Consider the following 2101-nt stretch of genomic DNA (forward strand, 5'->3'; position numbering starts at 1 on the left):
GATGCGGTCGTAGGACTCCAGCGCGATCTGCTTGAGCTTGGCGAAGGCGCCGAGCCGGATCCACTCCTCGCGGCGGTTGCGAATCGTGGTGGCCGAGCAAGTTCACCGGCGAGGTCACGAAGGCCTAAAGCAGCTCGCGGCGTGCCTGACCAGCGGCTCCCTCTCTACCAGCAGCATCGCTCGCCAAGCCGTGGAACTTGGCGTGGACCCGCTGCTGCAACCGTGCCACCAATCTGCCATTGAGGCCGGACAGCCGAAACGGCCCATCAGTGAAACCGACGGGCCGTCACGGAACTTCGCGGCTGGCTACGCCTGCTTCGTGTAGTCGAGCTCGAACATCGAGCGGTGCTCATTGATGAACTCCTCGACAGTCGCGAGCGGCTGCCCGTTGATGCGCGGGGCCGCGTCGCTGATGCCCGCCAGGCGGCCCTCCTGCTGGTCGAGGGTCACAGCCTCGAAGTGCTTGAGCTTGGCGGTGTCGTGCTCGAGACCGAGCATTTCCAGGAACGTTGACACCGTGACCTGCTCGTACGGGAGGTCCCTGCCCAGCACTCGGCTGACCTCGGCCGCCAGCTCCTCGTGGCTGTACTCCACAGGACCCGTGAGGGTGTAGATCTGCCCACCGTGCTCTTCGGGCGAGGCGAAGATGTTGGCAGCGGTCAGTGCGATGTCGCGGCCGGCGATCGGGGCGAAGCGGCTCTTCCGGTCGAACGGCATGACGTAGCGGCCGTAGCGAATGAGTCCGGAGATGTAGAGCAGCCACTGCATGAAGAACGTGACCCTCAGGTGAGTGGTGGGGACCCCGGACCAGTCGAAGACCTGCTCGGAGAGCCAGTGGTTCTGCGTCGCCTTGCTGCGCGCGTGGGGGCGGGACTGGATGTGCGACATGTTCACGATGAGCTCGAGGTCCTGCTCCTTTGCGGCCTGAGCGAACATGACCGCGGCCTCCACCAGCCCCTCGCCGATCGGGTAGTTGAAGTAGGCGCGCCGGACGCCCTCCATGGCGGCGCGAACGTCGCGGAAGTTGAGCAGGTCACCGAAGACGACCTCGGCGCCCTTGTCACGCAGCCGCTGTGCCCGCTCGTCGTCCGTGCGGACCATGGCACGAACGTTGAAGCCTTCCTTGAGCAGGTAGTCGACCATCGGCCGGCCGGTCTCGCCGTTGGCTGTCGTGATCAGAATCGTGGTCATTGGTCTTTCCTCTTTGCTTCGTTGGTGTTGCCGGTGCAGGGGACCTGACTCCGTGCGATGGGCCCTTCGAACGGCCAGAGAGAGCGGGAGCGCAGGATCACGGCCAGTGCGTCAGTCCCGTTACTGACGCCCTGCAAGAGGTCAGTGTGTGCGGGTGAACGCACCTTCACCGCCTGGCCGCCGCAGTCAGCTTCTCGGCGTTGCCGCCAGCGCCCGACATCGGCCCGCCCTGCTAGTCGACTGTGGCGGTCTTGCGATCGAGCGTTCCGCTGCCGCCTGCTCGTCGTCCATATCGGATCGAGAGGGGAATGATTTCGCTGATGCGCTCCCTTCAAGAGACCTGAGGAACACGGTGATCGCAGGACCCCGGTATCTGCGGCGTTCGGCGAGCGACGCCCCTAGCCGACGGGTCGTCGATACACCCACAAGCGTGCGAACGTTGGGCTTCGGTGCCATCGGCTCCCTCACCGCTGCACGGCCGGCGCCCCTCCGCCCCGAGATCAGAACGGTCTTCGCGTCGACCGAAGCCGACATTGCCGTCGCCGCCATTCTCTCGCCGCCCATTTAGATTACTATCGACATTTTCGACATTTAAGACATGCAAATACGCAGCCCCAGCGCACTGAGCTGCGCATTTACCCGTTCGGGAGCCCTCCTGAGCGGAACCGAGGAAAACGAGGCGGGGCCGGCCTGCAGCACGCCTCGGCACCCGCTGTCTGCGCCCGGAAGAGAAGATCGAGCCGCGCAGCAGCAGAAGATCCGCGCCTCACACATCGGAGCCGCCATCGACCGCGCATCGCCGCCCAAGGAAGCCAAAGCCAGGACGCCGGCCCTTACTGCCGCCGGGAGGGCAACTCTCACTAGGGCCCGTGTCGGAAGTGGCGCCTGCCTCGCGGCGTCTGGCACGCAC

Annotated in this window: 1 protein-coding gene and 1 pseudogene; both read right to left on the reverse strand. The window is 65.3% G+C overall.

Annotated elements, in window-relative coordinates; all coding sequences use genetic code 11:
- Positions 1 to 102, reverse strand: a pseudogene (locus IEY95_RS48415) (IS5/IS1182 family transposase); the annotation flags it as partial.
- A gap of 204 nt (positions 103 to 306) precedes the next feature.
- Positions 307 to 1191: an NmrA family NAD(P)-binding protein gene (locus IEY95_RS48420; protein ID WP_189192728.1), complete on the reverse strand. Its 885-nt coding sequence runs from the start codon at positions 1189 to 1191 to the stop codon at positions 307 to 309.
- Positions 1192 to 2101 lie beyond the last annotated feature (910 nt).

Origin of the sequence: Streptomyces albiflavescens (assembly GCF_014645835.1) — a bacterium.
Taxonomy (GTDB): domain Bacteria; phylum Actinomycetota; class Actinomycetes; order Streptomycetales; family Streptomycetaceae; genus Streptomyces; species Streptomyces albiflavescens.